This window comes from Telluria antibiotica, assembly GCF_011682055.1.
Classification (GTDB): domain Bacteria; phylum Pseudomonadota; class Gammaproteobacteria; order Burkholderiales; family Burkholderiaceae_D; genus Telluria; species Telluria antibiotica.
This window is the reverse complement of record NZ_JAAQOM010000009.1, coordinates 86,711-113,051: the sequence shown is the minus strand read 5'-3', so window position 1 is coordinate 113,051 and position 26,341 is coordinate 86,711. Positions and strand designations below refer to the sequence as shown.

The 26,341-nt window shown below is 69.1% G+C and carries 23 protein-coding genes; 15 read left to right on the top strand and 8 right to left on the bottom strand.

Going from position 1 to position 26,341, the window contains the following annotated elements; all coding sequences use genetic code 11:
* Positions 1-7 precede the first annotated feature (7 nt).
* Positions 8-1,369, bottom strand: coding sequence for an alpha-L-fucosidase (locus tag HAV22_RS15815; RefSeq protein ID WP_166860177.1), 1,362 nt, complete (start codon positions 1,367-1,369; stop codon positions 8-10).
* A 189-nt stretch (positions 1,370-1,558) separates the two neighbouring features.
* Here HAV22_RS15815 and HAV22_RS15810 point away from each other — a divergent pair, with 189 nt between their 5' ends.
* Both HAV22_RS15810 and HAV22_RS15805 read left to right on the top strand, forming a co-directional pair.
* Positions 1,559-1,948: a hypothetical protein gene (locus HAV22_RS15810; protein WP_166860175.1), complete on the top strand. Its 390-nt coding sequence runs from the start codon at positions 1,559-1,561 to the stop codon at positions 1,946-1,948.
* Positions 1,949-1,971: 23 nt separating this feature from the next.
* A complete protein-coding gene (locus HAV22_RS15805) occupies positions 1,972-3,417 on the top strand; it encodes an NAD-dependent succinate-semialdehyde dehydrogenase (protein WP_166860173.1) in 1,446 nt (481 codons plus the stop codon).
* A 1-nt stretch (position 3,418) separates the two neighbouring features.
* Here HAV22_RS15805 and HAV22_RS15800 read toward each other — a convergent pair whose 3' ends face one another.
* From HAV22_RS15800 to clpP, 3 genes are all read right to left on the bottom strand, one after another.
* Positions 3,419-4,831: a GGDEF domain-containing protein gene (locus HAV22_RS15800; protein WP_166860171.1), complete on the bottom strand. Its 1,413-nt coding sequence runs from the start codon at positions 4,829-4,831 to the stop codon at positions 3,419-3,421.
* Between the two features lie 136 nt (positions 4,832-4,967).
* Positions 4,968-7,205 (bottom strand): glycoside hydrolase family 3 C-terminal domain-containing protein, encoded by a 2,238-nt coding sequence (locus HAV22_RS15795; RefSeq protein WP_166860169.1) that lies wholly within the window; start codon positions 7,203-7,205, stop codon positions 4,968-4,970.
* Positions 7,206-7,319: 114 nt separating this feature from the next.
* Positions 7,320-7,967: an ATP-dependent Clp endopeptidase proteolytic subunit ClpP gene (clpP, locus tag HAV22_RS15790; RefSeq protein WP_166860167.1), complete on the bottom strand. Its 648-nt coding sequence runs from the start codon at positions 7,965-7,967 to the stop codon at positions 7,320-7,322.
* Positions 7,968-8,125: 158 nt separating this feature from the next.
* Here clpP and HAV22_RS15785 point away from each other — a divergent pair, with 158 nt between their 5' ends.
* Positions 8,126-8,809, top strand: a complete 684-nt coding sequence (locus HAV22_RS15785; RefSeq protein WP_166860165.1) for a sigma-70 family RNA polymerase sigma factor — start codon at positions 8,126-8,128, stop codon at positions 8,807-8,809.
* Between the two features lie 68 nt (positions 8,810-8,877).
* A complete protein-coding gene (locus HAV22_RS15780) occupies positions 8,878-9,651 on the top strand; it encodes a DJ-1/PfpI family protein (RefSeq protein WP_166860163.1) in 774 nt (257 codons plus the stop codon).
* On the opposite strand, the gene HAV22_RS15775 is transcribed toward HAV22_RS15780, so the two are convergent.
* Together HAV22_RS15775 and HAV22_RS15770 are read right to left on the bottom strand one after the other, a co-directional pair.
* Positions 9,629-10,597, bottom strand: coding sequence for a Bug family tripartite tricarboxylate transporter substrate binding protein (locus tag HAV22_RS15775; RefSeq protein ID WP_166860161.1), 969 nt, complete (start codon positions 10,595-10,597; stop codon positions 9,629-9,631). The genes HAV22_RS15780 and HAV22_RS15775 overlap by 23 nt on opposite strands.
* A 41-nt stretch (positions 10,598-10,638) precedes the next feature.
* On the bottom strand, positions 10,639-11,988 hold the full coding sequence (locus HAV22_RS15770; RefSeq protein ID WP_166860159.1) for a 2-hydroxycarboxylate transporter family protein: 1,350 nt from the start codon (positions 11,986-11,988) through the stop codon (positions 10,639-10,641).
* A gap of 173 nt (positions 11,989-12,161) precedes the next feature.
* On the opposite strand from HAV22_RS15770, the gene HAV22_RS15765 reads away from it, so the two are divergent.
* Entirely contained in the window at positions 12,162-12,857 is a 696-nt protein-coding gene (locus tag HAV22_RS15765) for a trimeric intracellular cation channel family protein (protein WP_166860157.1), read from the top strand.
* Here HAV22_RS15765 and HAV22_RS15760 read toward each other — a convergent pair.
* Complete coding sequence (locus HAV22_RS15760; protein ID WP_166860155.1) at positions 12,854-13,960, bottom strand: glycoside hydrolase family 43 protein; 1,107 nt, start codon at positions 13,958-13,960, stop codon at positions 12,854-12,856. The genes HAV22_RS15765 and HAV22_RS15760 overlap by 4 nt on opposite strands.
* A 144-nt stretch (positions 13,961-14,104) precedes the next feature.
* Between HAV22_RS15760 and HAV22_RS15755 the strand changes: the two genes are divergently transcribed.
* The 6 genes from HAV22_RS15755 to HAV22_RS15730 all read left to right on the top strand — a co-directional run bounded on the left by HAV22_RS15755 (position 14,105) and on the right by HAV22_RS15730 (position 21,690).
* A complete protein-coding gene (locus tag HAV22_RS15755; protein ID WP_166860154.1) occupies positions 14,105-16,000 on the top strand; it encodes a glycoside hydrolase family 97 protein in 1,896 nt (631 codons plus the stop codon).
* Positions 16,001-16,092: 92 nt separating this feature from the next.
* Positions 16,093-16,827 carry a substrate-binding domain-containing protein gene (locus HAV22_RS15750; protein ID WP_166860152.1) on the top strand — a complete coding sequence of 245 codons (735 nt, stop codon included), beginning with the start codon at positions 16,093-16,095 and terminating at the stop codon, positions 16,825-16,827.
* Entirely contained in the window at positions 16,820-17,653 is an 834-nt protein-coding gene (locus HAV22_RS15745; protein ID WP_166860150.1) for a substrate-binding domain-containing protein, read from the top strand. The genes HAV22_RS15750 and HAV22_RS15745 overlap by 8 nt, the downstream gene beginning before the upstream one ends.
* Positions 17,654-17,675: 22 nt before the next feature.
* The gene (locus HAV22_RS15740) at positions 17,676-18,815 is read left to right on the top strand and encodes a TAXI family TRAP transporter solute-binding subunit (protein ID WP_166860148.1); all 1,140 of its coding nucleotides are present in this window, start codon (positions 17,676-17,678) and stop codon (positions 18,813-18,815) included.
* Positions 18,812-20,659, top strand: coding sequence for an SLC13 family permease (locus tag HAV22_RS15735; protein ID WP_166860146.1), 1,848 nt, complete (start codon positions 18,812-18,814; stop codon positions 20,657-20,659). The genes HAV22_RS15740 and HAV22_RS15735 overlap by 4 nt, the downstream gene beginning before the upstream one ends.
* Entirely contained in the window at positions 20,656-21,690 is a 1,035-nt protein-coding gene (locus tag HAV22_RS15730) for an ABC transporter substrate-binding protein (protein ID WP_166860144.1), read from the top strand. The genes HAV22_RS15735 and HAV22_RS15730 overlap by 4 nt, the downstream gene beginning before the upstream one ends.
* Before the next feature lie 4 nt (positions 21,691-21,694).
* Here HAV22_RS15730 and HAV22_RS15725 read toward each other — a convergent pair whose 3' ends face one another.
* On the bottom strand, positions 21,695-23,116 hold the full coding sequence (locus HAV22_RS15725) for a hypothetical protein (RefSeq protein ID WP_166860142.1): 1,422 nt from the start codon (positions 23,114-23,116) through the stop codon (positions 21,695-21,697).
* A gap of 384 nt (positions 23,117-23,500) precedes the next feature.
* Here HAV22_RS15725 and HAV22_RS31530 point away from each other — a divergent pair, with 384 nt between their 5' ends.
* The 4 genes from HAV22_RS31530 (at position 23,501) to HAV22_RS15710 (ending at position 26,334) form a co-directional block, all read left to right on the top strand.
* Positions 23,501-23,626, top strand: a complete 126-nt coding sequence (locus HAV22_RS31530; protein ID WP_267874782.1) for a hypothetical protein — start codon at positions 23,501-23,503, stop codon at positions 23,624-23,626.
* 577 nt (positions 23,627-24,203) lie between these two features.
* Positions 24,204-24,677: a winged helix-turn-helix domain-containing protein gene (locus HAV22_RS15720; RefSeq protein WP_166860140.1), complete on the top strand. Its 474-nt coding sequence runs from the start codon at positions 24,204-24,206 to the stop codon at positions 24,675-24,677.
* Between the two features lie 53 nt (positions 24,678-24,730).
* A complete protein-coding gene (locus HAV22_RS15715) occupies positions 24,731-25,780 on the top strand; it encodes an extracellular catalytic domain type 2 short-chain-length polyhydroxyalkanoate depolymerase (RefSeq protein ID WP_166860138.1) in 1,050 nt (349 codons plus the stop codon).
* A 17-nt stretch (positions 25,781-25,797) separates the two neighbouring features.
* Positions 25,798-26,334 (top strand): hypothetical protein, encoded by a 537-nt coding sequence (locus tag HAV22_RS15710; protein ID WP_166860136.1) that lies wholly within the window; start codon positions 25,798-25,800, stop codon positions 26,332-26,334.
* The last annotated feature ends 7 nt before the right edge of the window (positions 26,335-26,341 follow it).

Below are 26,341 nucleotides of genomic sequence, written 5' to 3'. Positions count from 1 at the left end.
GCGGTCGTCAGCGCACGGTCTTCAAGGCGGCGGCGGGCGAGTCGAGCTGCAGCGCGACGACCGTGTCCATGCCGTCGCGCGCGGCGGCCGGCACCGACACCTCGATCCCGTGCGCGGACTGCACGACGTGCGCCGTCCCGCCGCCCAGCACGGATGCCTTCACGACGCGGGCGGGAATCGCGGGCAGCGCCAGCTTGTCGCCGCTCCAGTTCAGCACGTGCAGGTAGATCGTGTTGCCGCGCCGCGTGGACGTGCCCCAGCTGGCCGGCAGGAACGGGCCGCCGCGGGTGCCGTAGATGCTCTCGCCATGCTTGCCGAGCCACGCGCCGATCTCGCGCAGGCGCGCGGCCTGCGCGGGGTCGATGCGGCCGTCCGGGTCCGGCCCGACGTTCAGCAGCAGGTTGCCGTCGCGGCCCGCGACGTTCGCCAGCAGCTGGATGTAGTGCTTCAGCGGCTTCGGTGCCATGTTCGGCTGGTAGCCCCAGGCGCCGGCGATCGTCGTGCACAGCTCCCACGGATGCGTGTCGTCGTAGTCGCCCAGCGCCGCGTCGCCTTCGCGCGCGTGGAAGTCTTCCTTCATGTCGGCGCGGCCGTTGACGACGATGTCCGGCTGCAGGCGCCGCATCGTCGCCTCGACCTGCGCGTGCTGCCAGTCGAAGCCGCCCGCGTAGTGCTTGCCGGCCGGGCGCTTCTGCCACTGCGCGGCCGACCAGTCGCCGCCGAAACTCAGCCAGTCGGTCTCGCCGCCGTCGAACCACAGCACGTCGATCTTGCCGTAGTTGGACAGGAGCTCCTCGACCTGGCGGTGATACTGCGCGCGCATCGCTTCCGCGTTGTCGCGATAGAGGTCGGGGAAGAAGTAGCCGGGGAAGCGCCAGTCCAGCGGCGAGTAATACAGCCCGACGCCCATGCCGGCCTTGCGCGCGGCCTTCACGTAATCGGCGACGAAGTCGCGGTGCGCGGCCGTCTTCGTGCTCGAGAACGGATTGTCGCCGTCGTCGAACATCGCGAAGCCGTCGTGGTGACGCGACGTGAACACCATGTATTTCATGCCGGCGGACTTCGCCAATTGCGCCCATGCGTCCGGATCGAACGCGGTCGGATTGAACTTGTCGGCCAGTTTCGCGTATTCACGGACGGGAATCTGTTCGCTGAACTGCGCCCATTCGCCGCGGCCGGGAATGGCGTACAGGCCCCAGTGGATGAACATGCCGAAGCGCGCGTCGCGCCACCAGCCGATGCGCGCGGCGGCGCTGGCCTCCGCGGACGGGCCTGGCGCGGGCGCGTCCGGCGCGGCGGCGGCAGCGCCGCACAGGGTGGCTGCCAGCAGCGCGCCGGCGCATGTGCGCCGGAAGAAATAGGTCGTCAAGTCTTGTCTCCTGATGGGTTCTATTGAAGCATTGTCCAAATTGCATCCACCCGCTTCAATTATGAAATTCAACATTCCGGGCAACGAAATGTTTCGCACGGTATCTTCGCACCGTTCAGAATGTGTTAAATATCAATGTTTTGAGTTCTGCCATACCATTTTCCGATTCCGCCGATGTGCCTCGCCCTCATGCCCGGTTCCATCATCTTCCGCTCCCCGCTGCGCGCTGCGCTGGCCGCCTGCGCCGCCGTGCTGCTGGCCGTGCCCGGCGCGATGGCCGCGGTCCCCGTCCAGTCGGATGACATCGCGGAATTGAGCCTGGAAGAACTGGCGAACATCAAGGTGACGTCCGTGTCGCGGCGGGAGGAATCGCCGGCCGACGCGGCCACCTCGATCTTCGTCACCACGGGCAGCGACGTCCGGCGGCCAGGGGCGCAATCCCGCCACGCGCACCGAGGTCGAACGCGCCGTCGCCGTGCGCATCGTCCGGGCGCGCCGACCCGGCCGGCGCGCCCGCGCCAAGCAAACAATCGCCAGGGATGCGATCATAGCGGCTTCCGCACGCAGCGGACCCGATAACACCCATGAATACAGGACGCTCCATGACGACTTCCAGCTATCCCGATACCCGCCTCCTCATCGCCAACGAATGGGTCGAGGCCACCGGCGGCAAGACGATCCCGGTCGTGAACCCGGCCACCGGCCAGGCCATCGGCACCGTGGCCCACGCGGCCATCGCCGACCTCGATCGCGCCCTCGCCGCCGCCCAGAAAGGCTTCGAGGCCTGGCGCTTCGTGCCCGCCGCCGAACGCGCCGCCACGATGCGCCGCGCCGCGAACCTGCTGCGCGAACGCGCGGGCGACATCGCCCGCCTCCTCACGCAGGAACAAGGCAAGCCGCTGGCGGAGGCGAAGATGGAAGCCATGGCCGGCGCCGAGATCATCGACTGGTTCGCGGCGGAGGGCATGCGCGTGTACGGCCGCATCGTCCCGGCCCGTAACCCGAACGCGCAGCAGCTCGTGCTGAAGGAACCCGTCGGCCCCGTCGCCGCATTCACGCCGTGGAACTTCCCGATCAACCAGGTCGTGCGCAAGCTCGCCGCGGCGCTCGCGACGGGCTGCTCGTTCCTGTGCAAGGCGCCGGAAGAGACGCCCGCATCGCCCGCCGCGCTGTTCCAGTGCTTCGTCGACGCGGGCGTGCCGGCCGGCGTCGTGGGCCTCGTGTTCGGCGATCCGGCCGAGATCTCGGGCTACCTGATCCCCCACCCCGTCATCCGCAAGGTCACGTTCACGGGTTCGACGCCCGTCGGCAAGCAGCTCGCCGCGCTCGCGGGCGCGCACATGAAGCGCGTGACGATGGAGCTGGGCGGCCACGCCCCGGTGATCGTCGCCGAGGATGCCGACGTCGCGCTGGCCGTGCGCGCCGCCGGCGCCGCCAAGTTCCGCAACGCGGGCCAGGTGTGCATCTCGCCGACCCGCTTCCTCGTCCACAACGTCATCAAGGACGAGTTTACGCGCGCCTTCGTGGCGCATGCCGAAGGATTGAAAATCGGCGACGGCCTGGCCGAAGGCACCACGCTGGGACCCCTCGCCAACGCGCGCCGCGTGACGGCGATGACGAAGGTCGTCGAGGATGCGCAGGCGCGCGGCGCCATCGTCGCGACGGGCGGCACGCGCGTGGGCGACGCCGGCAACTTCTTCGCGCCGACGATCCTCGCCGACGTGCCGCTGGAAGCGTCGATCTTCAACGACGAGCCGTTCGGCCCCGTCGCCGGCATCCGCGGCTTCGACAGCCTCGAGGACGCCATCGCGGAAGCGAACCGCCTGCCGTACGGCCTCGCGGGCTATGCGTTCACGCGCTCGATCAAGAACGCGCACCTGCTGATGAACCGTGTGGAGGTCGGCATGTTGTGGATTAACCAGCCGGCCACGCCGAGCGCCGAGCTGCCGTTCGGCGGCATCAAGGATTCGGGCTACGGTTCCGAAGGCGGCCCGGAAGCACTGGAGTCCTACCTGAACACGAAGGCCGTGTCGATGGTCGGTATCTAAGCTAAGCGAGGACGACCCGGTTGCGGCCGGCGTCCTTGGCGTCGTAGAGCGCCCCGTCGGCCATCGACAGCATCGTGCCGACGGGCGTGCCGGGCGCACTCCAGAAACCGAGGCCGATGCTGACGGTGGCGTGCAATCGCGTGCCGCCGGCCAGTGGAATCGGCTGGGCGGCGAATGCATCGCAGATGCGCCGGGCGATGGCGTGCGCGTCGTCCACGCCGCAGCCGGGCAGCAGCACGGCGAACTCTTCTCCACCCAGGCGCCCCAGCACGTCGCCGCCGCGCAGGCAGCTCGATGCCAGCCGCGCAAACCCCGTCAACACCTCGTCGCCGGCCGCGTGGCCGTGGGTGTCGTTGACCTTCTTGAAGAAGTCGATGTCCATCATCAGCACCGCGGCGGGCCACGCGGCGGGCGCCGCCAGCACGGTGTCCGCGCGGGCCAGGAAGCCGCCGCGGTTCAGCACCTGCGTCAACGGGTCGTGCGACGCGGCATGCCGCAGGCGCGCGAGCAATTCGTTACGCGCGAGCATCACGCTGGCGACCGCGAGCGGGGCCAGCGCCGTCAACGTCACGCCCACGCGCAACGACATGACGGCCTGCGGCGTGTCGACGGGCGCGCCGATCACGAGCGCGCCGCTGGCGATGGCGAGCAAGGTCCACATCGAGAACAGCAACGTGATGCCGGCCGTCGCGAACAGGCTGTACGTGAGCGCGCACCACAGCATCGCGGGAATCGGGTAAGCGATTACGCCCGGGCCGCCCAGCTGCGTGCCGAGCCACAGGCTGCCGCCGAACGCGGCCAGCGGCGCCACGTATTCCGCGCGACCGCCGCGCCACGGCTGCCAGTCGCCGCGGCGCCGGGGCCCCGTCAGGCGGCGCACGAGGTCCGGCATCGTCAGCAGCACGGGCAGGATCGCGATGTAGTTCACGAGCTCCGTCGCAAACCAGAACAGGAAGCCGTACGCGGGTGTGCCGCCGTACAGCGCGGGATGGATGACGGTGCCCCCGACGCCGGCAGCCGCGGCACCGCTCGTCGCGACCAGCACGAAGCGCGGCATCGAGCGCGGATGGCGCAGGCCGCGGTACTCGTCGGGCAGGCGCGCGAGCAGCCGCCAGCAGACGGTCACGCCCATCAGGTTGGTCGACGTGAGCATCAGGGTCTTGGGCCAGCCGTGCCCCATCGCGAGGTCGGCCACGACGTAGCCGGCGACGGCCGCGAGCCAGTGCGCGGCGCGCGGCGGATGGCCTCGGCGCAGCAGCAGCCCCACGAGGACGGCATTCGTCGGCCAGAACGCGGCCAGCACGCCCGGCGGCGCCGTGTAGATGCCGAAGATCGAGCACACGAAGACGACGGCGCCGACGAGCAGCGCGTCCCTCAGGTCGAGCCCGAGGTTGAAAGAGAGGGAAGACGACATGGACCGGCCGGTGGGATGGTGGACGAACAAGTTCCAGCCAGCGTAACATAGTTCTACGCAGTAATTATTATTTCCTTTTTGAAACGTATTGCCCACGCAACGGGGCGCGCGCCTGGCCGACGCCGCCCCGCCTCGCTTACTGCCCGGCGACCCGCTTGCCGTTGACGTCGTACACGGCCGCGTCCAGGTGCACGACGGTGCTCGTCGCTTTCGGATCCGCCGCGCTGGCGGCCAGGGTGATGCGGTAGTCGCCCTTCTCCACTCTCCACGTGCGCGACGCGCTGTCGTACATCGCGAGCAGGCGCGGGTCGACGGTGACGCTGGCCTTGACGGCGGCGCCCGGCTTCACGTCGACCTTCTGGAACCCGGCCAGGCGCTTCGGCGCTTCCCAATGCGCGTTCAACGGCGACACGTACACCTGGGCCACTTCCTTGCCGCTCACCCGGCCCGTGTTGCGGACGGTGAACGAGGCGCGCACGATGCCGTCCTTGGCGTCGGCCGCCAGGTCGCCCAACGCGAACTCCGTGTACGACAAGCCGTGGCCGAAGGGGAATAGCGGGGTCAGGCCCTTCAGGTCGAACCACTTGTAGCCGACGGCCGCGCCCTCGTGGTAGTCGACGTCGAAGCGGCGGTCCGGCACCCACGGCAGGCCGTCCAGCGCGGCGCGCGGCAGTTGCGCGTCCGCCGCGGGGAACGTGGCGGGCAAGTGGCCGGACGGGTTCACTTCGCCGAACAGCACGGCCGCGATGGCCTCGCCGCCGGCCGAGCCCGGATACCACGCTTCGAGGACGGCGGGCACCTGGTCCAGCCACGGCATCGTGACGGGACCGCCCGTTTCCAGCACGACGACCGTGTTCGGATTCGCTGTCGCGACGGCCGCGACGAGGGCGTCCTGCTTGTCCGGCAGCGCCAGCGTCTCCATGTCGACGCCCTCGCCCGTCCACTGCGTGGCGAACACGATCACCACGTCGCTGTCGCGCGCGAGGTTCGCGGCCGCGGCGGGGTCCAGGCCGTCGTTATAGGCAATGGCCGCGCGCGGCAGCCGCTTCTGGATCGCCTTCAGCGGCGACGACGGGTAGTACATCACGGGGCCGGGCCAGGTCGTGGGCGCGATGCCCGGCACGGCGTTGCCGCCCGCCGGATAGACGAGCGACGAGCCGCCGCCGGCCAGCACGCCCCGGTCCGCGTGGCCGCCGATGACGGCGACGCGTTTCAGGCCCGTGCCCAGCGGCAGCGTACGGCGTGCGTTCTTCAGCAGCACCATGCCCTCCTGCGCATCCTGCTGCGACACGGCCGCATGCGCCTTGGCATCGATCGTCTGCGGCGCCGGCGCCACCGGGTGGTCGACGACGCCGTGCTCGAACAGGCCGTAGAGGATGCGGCCCACCATGTCGTCCAGGCGCGACTCGGCCACCCAGCCGTTCTGCACGGCTTCCTTCAGCGGCGGGCCGAAATAATCGGACAGGTCGAACGGCATGCCGGATTGCTGGTCCAGGCCGGCGTTCGCCGCCTGCACGGTGCTGTGCACGGCGCCCCAGTCCGACATGACCCAGCCCTTGAAGCCCCAGTCCTTCTTCAGCACGCCGTTCAGCAGGTAGTCGTTCTCGCACGAATACACGCCGTTGATGCGGTTGTACGCGCACATGACGGCGCCCGGGTTGCCTTCTTCGTTCGCGATCTGCAGCGCCAGCAGGTCCGACATGCGGGCCGCCGCGTCGTCGATCTTCACGTTCAGCGTGGTGCGGCTCGACTCCTGGTCGTTCAGCGCGAAATGCTTGAGCGTGGAGACGATGTGGTTCGACTGGATGCCCTTGATCTGGGCGCCGACGATGCGGCCGGCCAGCAGCGGGTCCTCGCCGCCGTATTCGAAGTTGCGGCCATTGCGCGGGTCGCGCATGAGGTTGACGCCGCCCGCGAGCATCACGTTGAAGCCGTAGGCACGGGCTTCCGCGCCGATCATCGCGCCGCCCGCCTGCGCCGTGCGCAGGTCCCACGTGGCGGCGGTGTTCAGGCCGGACGGCAGCGCCGTCGCGGGGCGCGCGTCGGGTCCACCCTGGCTCGCGACGCCGACGCCCGCATCCGTTTCCCAGATGTTCGGAATGCCCAGGCGCGGCACGCCGTACACGAAGCCGGCCGACTGCTTGTGCGATTCGGCCGGACGCGTCGAGTTCTTTTCCTTGAAGTCGGCGCCCAGGTAGCCGTACACGAGCTTCAGTTTCTCGTCCAGGGTCATGGCCTGCACGGCCAGCCTGGCCCGTTCAGCGGCGGGGCGGTGCGTGTCCATCCACGGCTTGTCCTGTTCGGCGGACACGGCGCCGGTGCACCACATGGCCAGCGCGAGGGATACGAGGGTCAGGTTCTGTTTCAGTTTCATGGTTCGCTTCGGGAGTAAAGCCGCGGCCCGGCGCGGGCCGGCGGCGGAAACCATGAAACATAGCCGATGCAATGGGTCGTGGGCGACGTTGCCGGCATGCCTGGGATAAATTATTCAGGCGTCTGACGGATTTCGTAATGCGACCGTGGCGTCATCGCCGCGCCCCGTCAATACACGGTCGATCAGGCCGTACTCCGCCCCTTCGTGCGCCGACATATAGCGGTCGCGGTCCGTATCCTTCTCGATCCGCGCCAGCGTCTGTCCCGTGCGCTCGGCCAGGATCGTGTTCAGCCGGTGCCGCTGGTACAACATCTCGCGGGCCTGGATGTCGATGTCGGCCGCCACGCCCTGCGACCCGCCGTGCGGCTGGTGGATCATGATGCGCGCGTTCGGCAGCGCGTACCGTTTGCCGGGCGCGCCGGCCGCCAGCAGGAACGAGCCCATGCTCGCGGCGAAGCCCGTGCACAAGGTGGACACGTCCGGCTTCACGAACTGCATCGTGTCGTACACGGCCATGCCCGCGTAGACGGACCCGCCCGGCGAACTGATGTACAGTGCGATGTCCTTGTCGGGATTGTCCGATTCGAGGAACAGCAGCTGCGCGACGATCAGGTTCGCCGACTGTTCCGTCACCTCGCCGACGAGGAAGATCACGCGTTCCTTCAGCAGGCAGGAATAGATGTCGAAGGCGCGCTCGCCGCGGCCCGTTTGTTCGATGACGGTGGGCACGAGGCCCAGTCCGCGGGGGAAAGTCGAAGTCATGGTGCTCCTTTCGGTCGGTCGAATCGCGGATTCGATTCGCTGCCCCCATGACGCCGGCCGCGGCCGCCGTGTGACGCCGAAAAAAAATATCTCCGGCGTGTCACATCCGGGCGACGCCAGGCGACAAGTGGCACCACCACCGCATGAGGAGAGCCGCGATGTCTTGCACCGATGCAAACGAAAGCCTGTTTGAACACCTGCGCCCGCGCCTCGAGGCGCTCAGCCTGCGCATCGTCGGCAGCGCGGCGGACGCCGAGGACGTCGTGCAGGATTGTTTTCTCGCCTGGCATGCGGCCGACCGCGCCGCGCTGGCGACGCCGGCCGCGTGGCTGACGACCGTCGTGCGGCGCCGCTCGATCGACCGCCTGCGCCGGCGCGTGCGCGACGCACTGGCCGCGCACGCCGCGCAGGACCTGGCGCCGGCCGCCCCGCCGGCCGAACCGGACGACAACCTCCTGCGCCAGGCCGCGCTGGGCGACGCGCTCGCGCGGCTGCTCGGCTGCCTGTCGCCGGCCGAGCGGCTGGCCCTCGTGCTGCACGACGTGTTCGAATGCGATCATGCCGACGTCGCCGCCGCGCTCGGCACGAAGCCGGCGACCGCGCGCCAGCACGTGTCGCGCGCGCGGCGCCGGTTGCGCGCGCACGCGCACGAGGCCCCGCCGGACGACAAGCTGTGCCGCGAACGCATCCGCCGCTTCCAGGCCGCGCTGGACGGCCTCGACGTGCCCGCCATGATGGCTTTACTCACCGATGCGCAGCCGATGGCCGTGCGCGCGAGCCCACCGCCGCGCAACCGCGCGTGCGCCAACGATGCGTCGTACGATTTTCGGATGGCAGCCTGAACCACGGACAAGGAACTAATGGCGCGCGCAGGGGCTCTGTGGAAGATGATCCCGGAACCGGAGTGACCATGAGCACACCCAAGCTACTCGCCGGCAAGCGCATCGCGGTGCTGGCCGCCGACGGGTTCGAACAGGCGCAGATCGACGTCCCGCTCGCTGCCCTCGCGGAAGGCGGTGCCGCCGTGACGCTCGTGTCGTTGCGGCGCGGGCGCATCCGCGGCATGCACCTGCACCAGCCAGGCGAACTCGTGCGCGTCGGCGCAGTCATCGACACCGCGCAGGCGGCCGACCATGACGGCCTCTTCATCCCCGGCGGCTACGTCAGCCCGGACGCGCTGCGCCAATCGGCCCCGGCGCGTGCGTTCGTCCGGGAATTCGACATGGCCGCCAAGCCGATCGCGGTGCTGGCGCAGGCGCCGCTCGTGCTCGTGTCGGCGGGCCGCGCGGCGGGACGCACGGTCGCGGCCTGGCCCGGCATTCGCGACGACCTCGTGAACGCGGGCGCCACGTGGCGCAACGACGACGTCGTACGCGACGCCCACCTGCTGTCGGGCCGGGGCGCGCACGACCTGGCACCGTTCGTGCAGGCGATGACGGCATTGTTCGCGGGGGAGCCGGCCACGGCGGCGGCGGCCGCGCAGTCGGACCCGCCGCAGGACAGCCCGCTGGAACAGCCGAACCAGTCGCTGCGCTGGCTCGCGGCGCCGTCGTTCGGCACGATGTTGAGTCTCGCGTTGCTGGGGGTCGGTGTCGTGGCGGCGCAACGCGTGCGGCACCGGCAGGCGGCGGACGACCCGCCCGCGCCGGCGGCGCCGGACGCTAGTGCTCGCGCACGAGATTGAACTGGCGCGCCTGGCGCTTGTAGTCGGCGACGGCCTGGCGGATGTAGCGGCTCAGCGCGTCGCCCGTCAGCGCGAGCGGATACAGGCCGCTGCGCGCGCGCATCTGTGCGAACGCGGGCGACGATTCGACGCTGTCGAACGCTTGCACCCAGCGCCGGTAGTCGGCCTCGGGCACGTCGGGCCCCATCCAGATGCCGCGGATCAGCGGCCACACGAGATCGAAACCCTGCTCGCGCGCCGTGGGCACCGTCGCGAACTGGCCCGGCAGGCGCTTCTCGGACAGCACGGCGAGCACGCGCGCCTTGCCGGCCCCGGTGTACAGCGACGTCTCGGACGCGTCGCTCGACACCACCTGCACATAGCCCGCCTGCATCGCGACGAATTCCTCGCCGCCGCCTTCCAGCGCGACGAAGCGGAGCTGGCGCGGGTCGAGGCCGGCCTGGCGTGCCAGCAGCGCCATCTTCATCCAGTCCTGGCTGCCGATCGTGCCGGACATGCCGATGAGGATCTTTTCCGGATCGCGGCGCAGCGCCGCCATCAGGTCGCGCAGGCTGTGCCATGGCGAGTCGGCCGGGACGGCGATCACGCCGTAGTCGATGCCGAGGGCGGCGATCCAGCGCACGTCGTCGGGGTTGGCCTTGCCGAACTTGCCTTGCGCAAGATTCAGCAGCGAGCCGCCGGAAAACGCGACGATCGTGTCGGGCTCGCCGCGCCGCTGCGAGACGATCGTGTGCCAGGCGACGGCGCCGATCCCGCCCGGCAGGTAGCTGAGCTTCAGCCGGGGCGCGTCCGGCTTGGCCTGCAACGCTTGCTGCGCGAGCTTGCAGGTCAGGTCCATCGCCCCGCCCGGCTTGGACGGGACGAGGCATTCGGCTTGCCGGGTTGCCGCAGCGACCGGCACCGTCAACAACGCCGCGAGCAGCGGAAGAATGCGCAACACGTTCATGGCCTCATCATACTCGCGGACAGCGTTACCGGCCGGACGGCTCAGTGCAGTTGCGACATCAGCAACAGGGTCAAGGTGACGGTGATGGCGCCGCCGATGCGGGTGGCGATCTGGGCGAACGGCATCAGCTGCATGCGCTCGGCCGCCGTGAGGATCGCCACGTCGCCCGTGCCGCCCTGGCCGCTGTGGCAGGCGTTGATGATCGCCGTCTCGATCGGGTACATGTTCATGCGGCGGCCGACGAAGAAGCCGGTGGCGATGAGGCTGGCGACGGTCGAGACGATGACGGTCAGGTTGACGACGTTGAATGCCGACACGAGCTTGTCCCACGGCGTCATCGACGCGCCGATGGCGAACAGCAGCGGGTACGTGACGGCCGTCGAAAAGAATTTGTAGACGATGTACGAGCTTTGCTGCAGTTGCGGCGACACGAGGCGCGACAGCTTGAACATCACGGCGACGAACAGCATGGCGACGGGCGCCGGGAAATCGAACAGGCGGAAGCACATCATGCCGACCATGTACAGCGAGATCGACGTGATGCCGGCCGCCGCGACGTTCGCGACGTCGAACTGGCCCGGCACGGTCTCGGCCTGCGGCGCGAGGTCGTCCGTTTCGCCCGGCTGCAGGCGGCCCTGGCCCGACAGGTGCGGACGCTTCTTGCCGAGCGAATTCAGCATGCCGGACAGCAGGATCGCCGTCAGGCTGCCCAGCATCACGGGCGGCAGGACTTCGGCAAACAGGTGGCCCTGTTCCTGGCCCAGGATGCCCGCGTAGCCGATCGACAGCGGGATCGCGCCTTCGCCCACGCCGCCGGCCATGATCGGCGCGACGAGGTAGAAGAACGTGTGGTACGGGCCGAGGCCCAGCAGGGTGCCCACGGCGGTGCCGACGGCGGCCGCGACGACGGAGCCGATCGCGAGCGGCACGAAGATCTTCACGAAGCCCTTGATCAGGACGTTGCGGTCCATGCTGAGGATGCTGCCGACGATGATCGACGAGATGAACAGGTACAGGAAGTTCGTGGACTTCGTGAAGTCGACGACGTTCTTCAGCACGGGCGCCGGCAGGACCTTGCTGAACGCGAGGTACGACGGGATGAACGTGGCGAAGATCGCGGCCGCGCCGATGGTGCGGAAGAACGGCAGGCGCTTGCCCAGTTCCGCGCAGGAAAAGCCGCCGACCGTGAGGATCGCGATCGACACGCAGATGTCGTTCGGTACCTTGCCCGTCGTGACGAAGCCCGCGATCAGCGCCAGCAACAGCAGGTAGACGGGCAGCGGCACGATGCCGATGCGGGTGCGCGCGACGCGGCGGCAGATGGCCGCGAGCGAAATGCCGGAACGCGCGTCGGCGCTTGCCGGAGTGTAGGTCGTAGTCGTCGTATTCATGTGTGCTCCTCGTTTATGCTTGGGCCGGCGTCCGCGTCGCACAGATATCGTGTGCGGTAATACGGACGATCAGCCTGGTGAATGGAGCCCACTATATCGACGCAACCCTTCAATTACCTTTCAGTGCCGCCACGCGGCATAATGACGGACTGTCAACCATCATCGGCAAAACCGTGTTCCCTCCCGTTTCCCTCGACGTCAGCGCCGCCATCAAGACCCTCGTGCTGACGCTCGACCTGCTGGGCACCTTCGTGTTCGCGCTCAGCGGCGCCGTCGCCGGCGTGCGCCGCCGGCTCGACCTGTTCGGCGTGCTCGTGCTGTCGTTCGTCGCCGCCAACTCGGGCGGCATCGTGCGCGACGTCTTGATCGGCGCCACGCCGCCGGCGGCGATCCGCGACTGGCGCTACCTGGCCGCGTCGCTGCTGGCCGGCGCCATGATCTTTTTCTGGTACCCGAACATCCGCCGGCTGCGCAGCCCCGTGCTCGTGTTCGACGCGGCGGGCCTCGCGCTGTTCTGCGTGGCCGGCGCGCAGAAAGCCCTCGTGTTCGGACTGTCGCCCGTGATGGCCGCGCTGCTCGGCATGCTGACGGGCGTCGGCGGCGGCGTCGCGCGCGACGTGCTGCTGTCCGAGATTCCCGCCGTGCTGCGCTCGGACATCTACGCCGTCGCCGCGCTGGCCGGCGCCGCCGTGCTCGTGTCGGGCGACGCGCTGGGCCTGCCCGGCACCGTCAGCGCCTGCGCGGGCGCCGCGCTGTGCTTCGGCCTGCGCCTCGCCGCCATCAAGCTCGATTGGCACCTGCCCGTCGCGCGCGCGGCGCGCCAGACGCCGGACGATGCGGCCGCCGCCGTGCGGCGCGACGGCCGCTAGCCTTTGGGACCGTCGCAGGGCAGCTTGTCGAGGTCGTTCAAGGTCCAGCTGTCGCGCCAGCGCACGACGGGCCTGTCGCCCTCCCATTCGACGGGCAGCCACACGTAGCGGCCGTCGATGGCGTCCTTCGGGCGCCACACGTCGAACATCAGGATGTGGCGCGTACAGCCGTGGCGCTGCAAGGTCAGCGCATACGTCGACTGGCCCCCGAACGTGAACTTCTGCTGGTCCGGCGTGCCGCGCACCGGGTTGCCGAGCGCCTTCCACGGCCCGAGGATGCGGTCTGCCACGTACGACTTCGCCGCATTCGGCTTCCAGCCCGTCAGGCCCGACGTCACGAGATAGTATTTGCCGCCGTGCTTGAACATGGCCGGCGCTTCGTCGTCGCCGTTCGGCATCATGCGCGCGTACTGGCCGGCCGAACGCAGGTAGTCGGCGGAGAGGCGCGACACGTGCATCGTATGGTTTTCCTCGGAGGCGTAGATGTCGTAGGCGGTGCCGTCGTCGTCCACGAACAAGGTCATGTCGCGCGCCATCTGGCCGTCCGCGTGGTCGCGCGCGAGGGTCGAGGTCGCCGGGTCCTTGTCGGCCGGCGTCACGTCGACGGGCCATGCGCCCGCGTCGGGCCGGAACGAGCCCTGGTACACGTACGGGCCCGTCACCCTGTCCGCGACGGCCACGCCGGCACGCGCCGCGTCGTAGCGGTGGCCCTTCAGCTCCAGGTGGAACCACATCACGAACTTGCCCGTGCGCGGATTGCGGACGACCTTCGGCCGTTCGATGATCGCGCCGCGCACGATGTCGCTGGCCGGGTCGTCGGTGACGGCCAGCGCGATGCCGTCGTCGTGCCAGTCCGTCAGGTTGCGCGAGCTGTACACGTGCACACCGACCTGGGCGACGTTGCCGGCCTCGCCCGCCACCTTGTGCTCGCCGAACCAGTAATACACCCCGTCGTGTTCGAGCAGGCCGCCGCCGTGCGCGTTGACGTGCACGGCCTTGTCGTCGGGCCACAGGGCGCCCGGACGGAACGTGTCGTCGGCCTGCGCGCACGTTGCCGCGGCCAGCAGCGCGGCCGCCAAAAATCTCCTCGTCGTGTTCTTCATGTCCTCTTCCATTGTCAAGTGCCGGACCTCGGCCGGCCGCTCGCCATGTTATCGATATCCGAGCCGTTTGTCGCGGATTTTCTCGATTGCGTTTCATGGCAGAGGTCTGCTACGATGTGATCGATAACAACATGAGGAGACGCCATGCGCCCGTTTTCGCGCACCTTCATTGCCATCGCCAGCCTGTGCATCGCCGCCCACGCGCTCGCCGGGCCGGACACGGTCGAACGCGTCGCGTCGCCGGACGGCCACATCGTGCTCGAACTCGCGCACAAGCTGGACGCGGGAGGCAGGCGCAACCTGTCGTACAACGTGCGCTACGACGGCGACGTCGTCATCCGCGACTCGCGCCTCGCGCTGCGACTCGACAACCACCTGAACGAAAACGCGATGGCCCTGCCCGTCGATCGCCACGCCGACTGGTTCGAGAACCTGCGCGTGACGGGCGTGCACCGCGCGAGCCACGACAGCACGTGGACACCCGTCACGGGCGAGCGCGCGCGCATCCGCGACCACTACGAAGCGCTGACCGTCGACCTGGTCAAGGACGACAACCCGTTGTACAAGCTGTCCGTCGAAGTGCGCGCCTACGACGAGGGCGTGGCGCTGCGCTTCGCCTTCCCCGAGAACGAGAAAGGCGCGTATTACCGCATCCTCGGCGAGGACACGGAATTCGCCCTGCCCGCCGGCACGCGCGCGTGGTTCCACGGCTGGGCGCAAGGGCCATATCAACTGATGCCGCTCGCGCACTGGCCGGACGAGGCGGAACGTCCGCTCACCTTGGCGCTGCCGAACGGCCTGTCCGTCGCGCTGCTCGAAGGCCGCATGGTCGACTACGCGCGCACCAAGTTCAAGCTCAGCCCCGACAAGCCGGACACCCTGGTGACATCGATGCACGACCCGGCCGACCTGATCTCGCCGTTCGCCACGCCCTGGCGCGGCATCATGATCGCGCGCCGCCCGGGCCAGCTGATCGAGCACGATGACTTCATCCTGAACCTGAACGATGCGTCGAGGATCGCGGACACGTCGTGGATCAAGCCCGGCAAGATCATGCGCGTGATGTCGCTGACGACGACGGACGCGAAGGCCAACATCGACTTCGCCGCGCGCCACCACCTGCAATACGTGCTGTTCGACTTCAAGTGGTACGGCAACGCGTTCTCGTTCGACGCCGATGCGACGAAGGTCGCGATCCCCGACTTCGACCTGCCCGGCATCATCGCGTACGCGAAGAGCAAGGGCATCGGCGTGTGGCTGTACGTGAACCAGCAAGGCCTGCTGGCGCAGTCGGACACGCTGTTCCAGACCTACCGCGACTGGGGCGTCGCGGGCGTCAAGTTCGGCTACGTGCAGGTGGGCTCGCACCGCTGGACGACGTGGCTCGAGAAGACCCTGCAGCAGGCGGCCGCCGCCCACATCATGGTCAACGTCCACGACGACTGGCGCCCGACGGGCGAGCAGCGCACGTGGCCCAACCTCATGACGGCGGAAGGCATCCGCGGCAACGAGGAAATGCCGGACGCCACGCACGACACCGTGTTGCCGTTCGTGCGCTTCCTCGCCGGCCCGGCCGACTACACGATCTGCTACTACGACCCGCGCATCAGGACGACGCACGCGCACCAGCTGGCGCTGGCCGTCGTCTACTACAGCCCCCTGCAGACCTTGTACTGGTACGACCGGCCCGAACGCTCGCACGACGAGCCGGAGCTGGCGTTCTGGGACCGCATCCCGACGACGTGGGACGAGACGCGCGTGCCGGAAGGCGAGCCGGGACGGGGCGTGACGATCGCGCGGCGCAAGGGCGACGAGTGGTTCGTGGGCAGCATCACCGGCAACGACGCCCGCCGCGTCGACCTGAAGCTGGACTTCCTGCCGAAAGGCCGGCGCTACGAGGCGACGATCTACGCGGACGCCCCGGCCGCGCCGACGGCGACGCACGTGGGCATCCGCACGCGCACGGTGGACGCGGGCACGGTGCTGCAGCTCGACCTGCCCGCCTCGGGCGGCCAGGCGATCTGGCTGCGACCGCGCTGACCTGACGGCCCGCGCCCGGCGCCAGATACCGTCAGGGCGCGGTGGCGCCGGCGGCCTACGATGGATCGGTCTGCGATCGATGCGAGGCCGATATGAACAACCCACCCCATCCCCCTTCACCCGCCCTGCAACTGACGGGATCGACGACGCTGCTGCCCCGCATGCAGCGCATCGCCGAAGCGTATATGGAGACGCACGCCGTGCGCGTCGTGGTCAACGGCGGTTGCGGCACGGCGCGCGGCTACAAGGCGCTGCTCGACGGCACCACCGACATCGCCATGGCCAGCGGCACGGCGCCCGACGATCTCGCCGCGGCCGCCGGCGCGCGCGGTCTGCCGTTCCGCGCCACGGTCGTCCGGCGCGATGCCATCGTCCCGCTCGTGCATGCGTCGAACCCCGTCGATGCCCTCACCCTGCTGCAGCTGCGCAACGTGTTCACGGGCCGGATCGCGGACTGGGCCAGGCTCGGCGGGCCGCGCGCGCCCATCGAGGTGCTGGTGGGACCGCCCACGGGCGGCGTGTCGACCAGCTGGCGCCAGCGCCTGCTGGGCGTCGCCGATACCTATACGCCACTGGCGCGCGTGCTCGGCACGGATGACCGGCTGGCGCGCCTGGCCGCGCGTCCGTTCGCCATCACGTACGCGCCGCACATGGCCTTCCCGCGCCACCTGAAGGTGCTGCGCATTGCGGACACGGCGCCGGTCGACCCCGTGTACGCGCCCCTGATGCTCGTCACACTGGGTCCCTGGACGCTGCCGGCGGCGCGGTTCATTGCCTATGCGGCGGCCGCGGGGCAAGCAGGGGCGGCGGAGGCTGATCGTGCGTAGGCGCGATGCGTGCATCGTGCTGGCGGGCGCGGGCGTGCTGGCCACCGTCGCTTGCACGCCCGGCCATGGCGACGTACGGGCGGCGCAGGAATCGCTGCTGGTGGGCGGCGCGGCCGCGATGGTCCCGCTGGCGCGCGCGCTGGCGCAGGCGTTCGTGCAGGGCCGCGCCGACGTGGCCATCGTCGTCGAACGGGGCGGCTCGCTGCCGGCCTATATCGCGGCCAGCCGTGGCGCGATCGACGTGGCGGCCATGACGCGCGCTTTGTCCGACACGGAGGACGACGCCGGGGCACGCCAGTACCTCATCGCCCGCGACGACATCGGCATCGTCGTCAACCGGAACCAGGCGCTGCGCAGCCTCACGCGCGCGCAGGTGCGCGCCGCGTTCGCGGGCGAGATCGCGAACTGGCGCGCGCTCGGCGGCCCCGACGCGCCGCTCAGTGTGTATGCGCATGCACGCGACGCCACGGCGCGGCGCTCGGCGGAGCTCCTGCTGCTGGGTGGCGGCGCGCTCGCGCTGGATGCCCGCGAATGCGCTGACGACACGGCGCTTGCCGCCGCCGTCGCCGCCGACCCGACGGCGATCGGCTACCTCCCCGGCCATGCGCGCGCGGGCGCAGGCGCGGACGGTCTCGCCCTGCTGGCCGTGGACGGCGTCGAGGCGACGTGCGCCGCCGTGCTGTCGGGCCGCTATCCGTTCACGCACGGCTTCCACCTGCTGCTGCACGGCGCCCCCGGCGGCACCCGCGCAGAATTCGTGCGTTTCGCGCGCAGCCCCGCCGGCCAGGCGATCGTCGAGCGCCTCGGCCTCGTCGCCGTCTGCTGACCCTTCCGACCAGGACCACGGCATGCCCTATCGTTCTCCCTTCCAGCTCGTATCGCGCCGCTGGCGGCGGCACAGCCCCGCCGCACGCGGCCTCGCCGCGCTCGCGCTGCTCGTACTGACGGGCGTCGCGACCTGGTCGCTGGCGCAGCTCGTCCCGCACCGCTACACGCTGACGATGTCCGGCACCGACATCACGAGCAACCGCCACTTCTTCGCGAAGGCCCTGCAGGACGCGGCTGCCGGCAACGGCGTCGCGCTGGCCGTGCACCCCACCGATGGCTCGCAGGAAGCGCTGGCGCTCGTCGCGGCGGGAAAGCTGGACCTTGCATTCGTCCAGGGCGGCCTCGACCTGCCGAGCCCCGACGTGGTGCAGGTGGCGACCGTGACGTCGGAACAGCTGCACTTCCTCGCCCGTCCCGGCATCGCCGACATCGCGGGCCTGCGCGGGCACCGGGTCAATCTCAACAGCCGCCAGGGCGGCACGCGCATCGTCGCGCGCCAGATCCTCGCGTTCGCCGGGCTGCGCGAGGACGTCGACTACGTGGAATCGAACGTCTCGACGGAAGACCTGCTCACGCAGCGTGGCGATCGGCTGCCGGACGCCATCGTGCTCACGTCGCTCGCGCCGTCCGACGTCGTCGACTGCCTCGTGCGGCGCCAGGGCTATCACCTGCTCGACGTGCCGTTTGCCGCGTCGTTCGCGCTGCGGCACGACTGGGCCGCCGAAACGGAGATCGGCGCCATGATGTACGGCGCCGCGCCGCCCGTCCCGCCGCACGCCGTGAAGACCGTGGGCGTCAAGCTGAGCCTCGTCGCGAACCGCCGCGTCGACGCCGCGGCCATCGTCAAGGTGCTCGAGACGTTGTACGGCCCCGCACTGGAGGCGCGCCTCAGGATGCACCTGGACGAGGCGATGATCCTGTCGGCGAGCGCCTATCCGCCCTCGGTCGGCACGCAGCGGTTCATCGACCGCAACAAGCCCCTCTTCTCGCGCGAGCTGTTCGACAAGCTGAAAGCGGCGACGGGCCTCGTCGTTTCCGTGTATTCGGGGCTGCTCGTGCTGTTCAAGTGGTTCAAGCAGGTGCCGGTCGTGCTGGCGGCGCCCGATCCCGAACCGGAGGCGGACGACACGCCGGCCGCCTCGGACCGGGGTGCGTCGTGATCGACGACGACGCCGCCACCGACGCCGGCCGCCTGCAGGCCGACCCCGTGATCGGCCGGCTGGGCAGCGCCGGCCTGGCGCGCCTCGTCGCGCAGGCGAGCCGCCGCCGGGTCGCCGCGGGCACCGCGGTCTACGCCGCAGGCAGCCCGGCCGACTGCCTGTACCTGCTCGTGGACGGCGCCGTCGCCCTCGTGTCGCCGCAGGGCCGGCACCGCGCCGTGATCGCCGGGCGCTTCGGCGAAGAAGCGGCGTCCGACACACACGCCTACCTGGCGGGCGCCGTCGCCGTCGAGGACACGACCGTGCTGTGCCTGCCGCGCGCCGCGCTGTGCGCGCTGCTCGCCCCGCATCCCGCGCTGAAGACGGACCTGCTGTTGTCGCTGGCGAGCAACCTGGCCGGCGAGACCTTGACCCGCACGCCGCCGCCCGCCAAACCCGCGCAGGGCGGCTACCGGCGCCACGCGGCGACCGGATGGCTGTTCGTGATCGGGGCCGCGCTGGTCACGCTCGCGTGCGCGGCGGGCCGCGGCCTCGACGAGGGCGGCGTGATCTTCCTCGCCATCTTCGCGGCGACGATCGCCATGTGGATCTGCAACCTCGTCGACGACTACATCCCCGCCCTGTTCGCGCTGCTGGCCACCTTGCTGACGGGCCTCGTACCGGTGCCCGTGATCCTGTCGGGCTTCGCGTCGGACGGCTTCATGATGGCCCTCAGCACGCTGGCGCTTGGCACCGTCGTCGTCAGCTCCGGCCTGGGCTACCGCGTCATGCTGCTGCTGTTGCGGCGCCTGCCGAACCGCCAGCGCTGGCACAACGTGGGGTTGTTCGCGACCGGCGTCCTGCTTACGCCCATCATCCCCACCGCCAACGGCCGCATCGCCCTGCTGGCGCCCTTTTACACCGACATGGCCGACAACCTGCGGCTGGCCGCGGGCGAACACGCGGCCACGCGGCTGGCGCTGAGCTGCTTCAGCGGCGGCACGCTGTTCTCCGCCATCTTCATCACGAGCAAATCCGTCAACTTCGCCGTGTTCGGTCTCCTGTCGCCGCAGGGCCAGGACCATTTCCAGGGCGCCGCGTGGCTGCAGGCGGCGCTCGTGACCGCGGCCGTGCTGCTGGCGGCGCACGCGGCGGCCGCCACGTTCGGCTGCCGCAACGGCGAGCGCCCGCACCTGCCGCGCGCGCGCCTCGAGGCGCAATGCGCGCTGCTGGGCCCCGTGACGAGCCGCGAACGGGCGGCGCTCGCGGGCATCGGCTTCATGGTCGCGGGCATCGCCACGAGCTCGCTGCACAAGGTACAGGCGCCATGGGTGGGCTTCGCGATGCTGTTCGGCCTTTTGTTATGCGGCACGCTCGACAAGAAGGAACTGAAGGAAAAGGTCGACTGGACGCTCCTCCTGTACCTGAGCGGCATCATGGGCATCGTCGCCGCGTTCAACCACCTCGGCCTCGACCGCATGCTGGGCACGTACCTCGGCGCACTCGGCGCCACGATGCGCGGCGACTTCGCGCTGTTCGTGCTGCTCTTGTACGCGCTCGTGAACGTCATCCGGCTTGCGGCGCCGATCAATGCGACGAGCGTGATCCTGGCCACGATCCTGATGCCGCTCGCGCAGGTGAACGGCGTGAACGAATGGCTGGTCGGCTTCATCATCCTCGTGTTTTCCGACGTGTGGTGGTTCCCGTACCAGTGCAGCTACTACCTGCAGATGCGGCAGGCGAACAGCGGCGCGGTGCCGTACGACGAACGGCGCTTCCTGTGGCTGAACGCCTTCCTCAACGTGGCGCGCCTGCTGGCCGTCTACGCGAGCTTTCCATACTGGGCGATGCTGGGGATACGATGATGCGCAAACCGGAAAAGACCATGGTGGCCGTGTTCCTGGGCGGCGCGCTGCTGCTGGCCGGCTGGTACAACGCGCGCAAGCCCACGATCCTCGTGCTGCACAGCTACGACCCCGACTATGCGTGGGTCCGGGACGTCAACGTGGGGCTGAACCGCGTGCTCGACAAGAAATACCTGTACCGGGTACGCTGGTATTACATGGACACGAAGCGCCATCCGTCGCCGGCGTTCAAGGCCAGCGCCGGCATCGCCGCGCGCAACGTCATCGCCGCGACCCGGCCCGACGTCGTCATCGCCGTCGACGACGACGCCCAGGAATACGTGGCCCGTTATTTCGTGGGCGACCCGCACCTCACCATCGTCTTCGCCGGCGTGAACCGGACGGCCGCCGACTACGGCTATGCGGGCGCGCCCAACGTCACGGGCATCCTCGAACGCATCCCGCTGGACGCCATGCGCGAAGCGCTCGAGAGCACGGCCAGCATCGGGACCCCGGGCCGGCCGCTGCGCGTGGCCTACCTCGGCGACCGCTCGCAAACCGTCGACGGCGATGCCCGCCAGGTACGACACTACGACTGGCGGCCGATCCGCCTCGACACCGTGCTGCAGGTCGACACGTGGCCCGCGTGGCAGGCGGCCGTGCGCGCGCTCGGTGCGGACCACGACGTGCTGCTCGTGAGCGGCTACCGCGGCCTGCGCCGCTCCGCCATGGACGCAAGCCCCGTCCCCGCGCGCGAAGTCATGGGCTGGACCGAGGCCCATGCGGCGGTACCGGTGATCTCGTTCAACGCCTTCACCACCGAAGACGGCGGCATGCTCGCGATCGGCACGTCGCCGTACGAACAGGGCGAGGTGGCGGCCACGCTGGCGCTGCAGGTCGCGCTGCATGGCCGCGCCGCGGCATCGCTGCCCGTGACGGCGTCGCAGCAATTCACCGTCGCGATGAGCGGTGCGCGCATGCGCGCCCGCCGCTTCCTGCTCCCGCGCGTGTACGAGGCAGCGGCACGCACGGGCAACCAGTACCTGCCCTGACGCGTCAAGCCGCGCCTGCGGCCGGCGCAGCGGCGCCCGGCACGTCGGCGTCGGGTGGCAGATCGAGCATGGCCGGCGGCAGCACACGGCCGAACATCGTCTCGAACATCGTCCCGGCCTGCGCCGCCGCCTGGCGGAACTGGGCGCGCAATTCGTCGCGCACGCGCGCGTCCGCGGCGGCCGCGTAGCGCTGCTGCAGCGCCTGCATGCCGCGCAGCTGGTCCTGCAGGGGCGTGAGCAGGTCGGCCGCCGCGCGCCCGCCGACGTAGGCGCCCTGGCTCATGCCCATCAGGGTCAGCAGGGTGGCCGAGATCTGCACGTTGCCGAGTTCGTCGGCACCGCTGGCGATCACATAGGCCGCGATCACGCAGGTGAACACGAGCATCTGGAATTTGTAGATGTCGAAGCGCTTGTTCGTCAGCAGCAGGCCGCTGGGCCGGCCCCGGCTCTGCGCATCGGCGATGGGCGCCGTGAACCACCCGAGCTGCTGCACGTATTGGTAGATCGCGGGCTCCAGGTTCTTGCGGATCGCCGTCGCGGCCTGCGTCGCCGCGGTGCCGGCCGTCGAGATGCCGATCAGGTACAGCAGGTCCGTCGACAAATCCTGCAACAGGCCCGTACGCAGCCACTGGTAGAACAGCAAGGTGGCGACGATCAGCGTGAACAGCAGCATCTGCAGCTGCGACAGGCTCGCCTGGCCGTTGCTGCCCGTGATATTCCACGGCAGCAGCCGGCGCCACCGTGTCCGCGCGCGCCGCCCCGCCGCCTCGGGCGCGCGCGCGACGGGACCGAGCGCGGCACCCGCGACGCCGTAGAAGAACGCCGCGAACAGCAGCGCGGCGACGGCGCTCGCGCCCTTGCTCGATACGGTGACGGGCAGGTCGCGCCCGAAGTAGACGTGGCCGCGCACGCCGTCGGCATACGCGAACGCGGCGACCTTCAGGTGCAGCGACGCATCGCGCTCCCAGAATTTCCAGAACGGCTGGCGACCCTGCCCGCGCCCGAAGTCGTCGATGGCCGGGACGCGGAAATAGACGCGCGTGCTGGGCTGGACGGCGCCGCCGTCGTGCGGGTCCTCTTCCTTGACGGCCTGCACGCTCTCGACGACGAGCGGCACCGTCAGCACGGCGCCGCCACGCGCCAGCTCGAAGTAACCGAGCACGCACACCTTGTCGAGCTGCTGCGCGAAATTGGGCGAGATGTCCAGGTACGTGATCGTGCCGCTGGCCAAGCTGGGCGACGGCAAGGTCACGCGGGCGTTGTCGAGTGTGCCGATGGCGGCCGCGATCGGCCCGCGCACGGCTGCCAGCTGCACCGCCGGTTCGTCGCCGACGCGCGCCGCGCAGGCCGCATCGACCGTCCCATCCGCCGCCCGCGCGTCGCCGAGCGCGAGCAGGCAGGCCAACATGCAGAGTAAATGCCTCATGGTCTTCCTCGTGGTTGGACGGCCCGGCACACGGCGCGCCGGGCTCGGCAACCATCGTGATGGCACGGGACGGCCTGTTCGCTGGCGCAATCTGACGGGGCACGCCGTCGCGCCAGAATTCGTCAGCGTGCCTGCTCGCCGCAGCGCGAACATGGATACGTACGCGCGCCGCTCGGGCCGGAGGCATACGAATCCAATGACAGGGTAATTCGGGAGATCGATCGCGAACGGCATTATCGCCATCAAGTTCGCGGTGCATGGCGCCTTGCTGGACGACAACACCCATTTCAATGCGGGCAATCGACGTGACTCGCCTTTGCGCTACGAATCGATGCGCACGGGCGAATCGTCGCGATTAATAACGCGTCGATGCGATCGGATCCCGTGTACGGCATCAAAAAACAATTCGGCGCCATCGTGTCGCTGAAAGGGCAATACCTGTCGTCACCCTGTCAGGAGGGCCAGACCCTGGGCTTTAATGGCCACGAACGGTCGCTCGTCGCTGAATGAGTGGTGCGCGATTAAAACATCCCGCATTGAATAAACGTTCGCGCAATTGAAAAGGCCCGCTATTGCGCGGGCCTTTTTATTTTCCACGATGTTTTCTAAGCGCCTGATCTACATATAAAAATTCGAGTTCGCTTTGACATTTAACAAACTTTTTTCAATTAAATTCACCGCACAATTAAGCCCGTTCATGGCGAGTGATTTTGCGCGATCATATTCAATCTCAATTCTATCGAATTACCTCATAGATAAACCATTGATATATATCAAGCCCGATAAAGATTTAACTGGACGACCAATATAAGCCAACCGTTTCCGATGCGGCGCACGCCATATAAACAACGCCGCCCTCCCATTCTTTTTCAATTCGGTTTTTTTGCCAGATATTGTCAGGATTCGGGTTAATCATCGACCTACCATTTGTTCGTCCGTAATCAAAACAGAGACGAACACCATGAATCTACTTTTACTCGGGCATCCCACTCGCGATGTGGCATCACTGTTTCAAAGCGCCGGTTATCAGGTCATTGAAGTAAAAGACGTCGTTTCTTGCTGCCGCCAATTGAAAGCCGACCAGCGCATGACGCGCCAGCCGCCGGCACCGCCCGCGCCGGTCCCGGACGACGACGCCGATCCGAAAGGCGTCACCATTTTCAATCCCGACGCGCAGGACGTGCGGCTGGACGCAAACGGCCAGCCCGAACAGCTGCTCGACTACATCCTCAGCCTGGCGCGGCAGCTCAATCCCGGCTGGCACCTGAGCATGCGCTACCGCCGCCTGGCGGCACCGAACGGCGCCGAGATGGCCCTCACGAGCCTCGAATTCGCGTTCATCAAGATGTTCGCCATGGTCGAGACGGGCGAAGCCATCTCGCGCAAGCAGATCGTGCAGGGGTTCGGTGAAGACTACCTCAGCTACGACCAGAACCGCATCGACACGATGGTCCGCCGCCTGCGCCGCAAGGCCGAATCCGACCTCGGCACCAAGCTGCCGCTGAACACCGAGCGCGTGCGCGGCTATTCGTTCGGCGACCTGCTGATCATCGATCCCTGACGCCTTCCCCGCGCCGCGCCGCGGCGCTTTTTCCACCCATCCCGGAGATTTTCATGAAACGTTTATACAACGTGTTGACCCTGTGCGCCTGTCTTCTGGGCGTGCCCCACCCCGCGCCGGCCCAGGACCGCCTGCCCGCGCTCGACGCCGACCTGGCCCGCGCGTCGGTGTCGGGCATCTCGTCCGGCGGCTTCATGGCCGCCCAGATCGCGACCGCGTATTCGAGCCGCTTCGTCGGCGCAGGCATCATCGCGGCCGGGCCGTTCTACTGCGCCGGCAGCACGGGCACGACGGACTACCTGACGAACGCGATGTCGTTCTGCATGTCGCCCGTGTCCACCGCGCTGGCGGCCAACGGCCGCGAAGCCTTCCGGCTGGCCGCGCGCTTCGCGGCGGAGGGCCGCATCGATCCGGTCGACGGCATCAAGCGCCAGCGCATCTACATCTTCAGCGGCGCCAACGACAAGACCGTCAAGACCCGCGTCGTCGACGAGACGGCCGCGTTCTACCGCGCCGCCGGCGTCCCGCCCGCCCAGGTGCTGTACGACCGCAACCCGGACGCGGGCCATTCCATCGTCACCGCCAATCCGGACGACCTGTCCTGCAATGCCGAGGCGCCGCCGTACATCAACAACTGCGGCTTCTACCAGTCGCACGTGCTGCTGCGCCACATCTATCCGGGCATGACGGCCCCCCCGACGAAGGGCGCGCTGCACGGCCGCCTGCTGCGCTTCGACCAGTCCGAATTCCTGAAGGGCGCGCGCACGAGCATGGATGCCGCCGCCTGGGCCTACATTCCCGAATCGTGCGAACGCACGCGCTGCGCGGTGCACGTGGCATTCCACGGCTGCCAGCAGGGCCGCGCGAAGATCGGCGACCGCTTCTACACCGGCACCGGCTACAACGAGTTCGCGGACGCCAACGGGATCATCGTCCTGTACCCGCAGGCGCACGCCGCCGACATGCCGCCGAACCCGCGTGGCTGCTGGGACTTCTGGGGCTATTCCGACCAGACCACGTTCTTCACCCGCGACGCGCCCCAGATGCGCGCCGTGATGGCCATGCTCACCCGCCTCGGCGCACCCCGCGCCGCCCAACCCTGATTCGACAAGGAGCTCACATGACATCCCATCCGTTTTCCCCATGGCTGAACCTCGCGCGCGCCGCGCTGCCCGGCCTGCAGCAGGCCGGCGCCGACTGGCCCGCGGCACAGGCGCGGTACGCGCGTTTCGTCAAGTCGACGCTGGACCTCGGCAAGGACCTCGGCGCGCTGCACCAGGCCACCTGTGCCGCCCTGCTGCAGGCGCAGCTGGGCATGCTCGGCACGATGTCGCCGGCGCGCGCCGCCCAAGGCCTGCTCGACGTCCATTTCGACACGGTGAGCCAGTGGTACGGGCAGTGGAAGGCACTGGCCGACGACGCGGCCGCGCGCAGCGAAGCGTGCGTCGCCGAACTGCGCGAGGCGCGGACGCAGGACGACGTCTCGTTCGTGATGGCGGGCTATCTGCGCGATGCGGAGACGGCCATGCGCAAGGCGGCCGGCGACGCCGCGCTGTTGTTCAAGTCCGCCGGCGCGGCCGCGGACGTCCTCGCGCACCGAGTGCTCGACGACCTGATCGCCCAGCCGGCGGCGGGCGCCGATCCGACCAACGCATGACAGGGGA

Bases quoted from the DNA above. Each gene is read 5' to 3' on its own strand.
- HAV22_RS15810 (WP_166860175.1), top strand. From the start codon at position 1,559: ATGCCCGGTTCCATCATCTTCCGCTCCCCGCTGCGCGCTGCGCTGGCC.
- HAV22_RS15805 (WP_166860173.1), top strand. From the start codon at position 1,972: ATGACGACTTCCAGCTATCCCGATACCCGCCTCCTCATCGCCAACGAA.
- HAV22_RS15800 (WP_166860171.1), bottom strand. From the start codon at position 4,831: ATGTCGTCTTCCCTCTCTTTCAACCTCGGGCTCGACCTGAGGGACGCG.
- HAV22_RS15795 (WP_166860169.1), bottom strand. From the start codon at position 7,205: ATGAAACTGAAACAGAACCTGACCCTCGTATCCCTCGCGCTGGCCATG.
- clpP (WP_166860167.1), bottom strand. From the start codon at position 7,967: ATGACTTCGACTTTCCCCCGCGGACTGGGCCTCGTGCCCACCGTCATC.
- HAV22_RS15785 (WP_166860165.1), top strand. From the start codon at position 8,126: ATGTCTTGCACCGATGCAAACGAAAGCCTGTTTGAACACCTGCGCCCG.
- HAV22_RS15780 (WP_166860163.1), top strand. From the start codon at position 8,878: ATGAGCACACCCAAGCTACTCGCCGGCAAGCGCATCGCGGTGCTGGCC.
- HAV22_RS15775 (WP_166860161.1), bottom strand. From the start codon at position 10,597: ATGAACGTGTTGCGCATTCTTCCGCTGCTCGCGGCGTTGTTGACGGTG.
- HAV22_RS15770 (WP_166860159.1), bottom strand. From the start codon at position 11,988: ATGAATACGACGACTACGACCTACACTCCGGCAAGCGCCGACGCGCGT.
- HAV22_RS15760 (WP_166860155.1), bottom strand. From the start codon at position 13,960: ATGAAGAACACGACGAGGAGATTTTTGGCGGCCGCGCTGCTGGCCGCG.
- HAV22_RS15755 (WP_166860154.1), top strand. From the start codon at position 14,105: ATGCGCCCGTTTTCGCGCACCTTCATTGCCATCGCCAGCCTGTGCATC.
- HAV22_RS15750 (WP_166860152.1), top strand. From the start codon at position 16,093: ATGAACAACCCACCCCATCCCCCTTCACCCGCCCTGCAACTGACGGGA.
- HAV22_RS15740 (WP_166860148.1), top strand. From the start codon at position 17,676: ATGCCCTATCGTTCTCCCTTCCAGCTCGTATCGCGCCGCTGGCGGCGG.
- HAV22_RS15730 (WP_166860144.1), top strand. From the start codon at position 20,656: ATGATGCGCAAACCGGAAAAGACCATGGTGGCCGTGTTCCTGGGCGGC.
- HAV22_RS15725 (WP_166860142.1), bottom strand. From the start codon at position 23,116: ATGAGGCATTTACTCTGCATGTTGGCCTGCCTGCTCGCGCTCGGCGAC.
- HAV22_RS15720 (WP_166860140.1), top strand. From the start codon at position 24,204: ATGACGCGCCAGCCGCCGGCACCGCCCGCGCCGGTCCCGGACGACGAC.
- HAV22_RS15715 (WP_166860138.1), top strand. From the start codon at position 24,731: ATGAAACGTTTATACAACGTGTTGACCCTGTGCGCCTGTCTTCTGGGC.
- HAV22_RS15710 (WP_166860136.1), top strand. From the start codon at position 25,798: ATGACATCCCATCCGTTTTCCCCATGGCTGAACCTCGCGCGCGCCGCG.